This window comes from Methylobacterium sp. J-026, from assembly GCF_022829585.1.
Classification (GTDB): domain Bacteria; phylum Pseudomonadota; class Alphaproteobacteria; order Rhizobiales; family Beijerinckiaceae; genus Methylobacterium.
Genome location: NZ_JAKSYC010000165.1, coordinates 1 through 620, shown reverse-complemented (window position 1 = coordinate 620; position 620 = coordinate 1). Strand labels below are relative to the sequence as shown.

Below are 620 nucleotides of genomic sequence, written 5' to 3'. Positions count from 1 at the left end.
TAGGCGGGCTGGCCGCCCGTCTCACCCTCCGAGGTCAACATGGTTCGGGTCACGGCGCCCAGGCTCTCACTCCGCCTGGGTCTGCGCACTCTCGCGAGCCTCGCTGCGCCGCCGACCCTACTTCTGCTCGCCGGCACAGGTTCGGCCAGCGCGCACGTGAAGTGGTTCTGCGCCTACGACGTCGCCGGCCAACCGCGTGGCCTCGAACAGGTGCTCTGCCCGAACTTCGAGTGGCTGACGGGGCTCGCCCTGGTCTGCCTGATGGCGGGCTGCCTGGCCGAGGGCACTCCGCTCGGCGGCGCTCTCCTGAATGCGCTCGACCGTGTCACAACCCGCATCCGCATCGACACCGAGCTGCTGGTCCGCTGCACGCTCGGCTTTTTCCTGGTTTCGCTCTTCGACCTCGGCGGCATCATCCTGACCCCGGAACTGAAGACCGACGTGGCCTGGATCCCGTGGCTTCAGCTCGCGCTGGCGGCCTGCCTGATCTGGCGCCGGACCATGCCGCTCACCGGGCTCGGTATCGTCTTCCTGTTCAGCTACGCCACTGCGCAGTATGGCGTTTTCCACCTCGCCGATTATCCGGTTTTCCTGGGCGTGGCCGCCTACCTGATCTGCCA

1 pseudogene is annotated in these 620 nt (G+C 67.4%); it reads left to right on the top strand.

What is annotated here, in order from left to right:
* Positions 1-39: 39 nt before the first annotated feature.
* Positions 40-620 (top strand): annotated as a pseudogene (locus tag MKK69_RS15770) (hypothetical protein); the annotation flags it as partial.